Genomic DNA, 268 nt, shown 5'->3' on the forward strand with positions numbered 1-268 from the left:
CAGCAGTGTGGAGAGTAACGATGCAAAAGATTCTCGTGGCGCGCCCGATCTTTCCGGACGTGATCGACCGTCTCAAGCAGTATTTCGACGTCGACTGGAACAACGGCGAAACGCTGTCCGCCGAAGCGCTCAAGGCGCGACTCGCCGACAAGGACGGCGCGATCACGATGGGCGACCCTGTCGACGCCTCGACCTTCGCCGCCGCGCCGCGTCTGCGCGTGGTCTCGAACATGGCCGTGGGCTACGACAATTTCGACATGGCCGCGTT

Annotated in this window: 1 pseudogene; it reads left to right on the top strand. The window is 62.7% G+C overall.

Annotated elements, in window-relative coordinates:
- Positions 1 to 20: 20 nt before the first annotated feature.
- Positions 21 to 268: pseudogene (locus SB816_RS32090) on the top strand (D-glycerate dehydrogenase); the annotation flags it as partial.

It is taken from the genome of Achromobacter sp. SIMBA_011 (assembly GCF_046535435.1).
In the GTDB taxonomy this organism is placed as follows: domain Bacteria; phylum Pseudomonadota; class Gammaproteobacteria; order Burkholderiales; family Burkholderiaceae_B; genus Achromobacter; species Achromobacter dolens.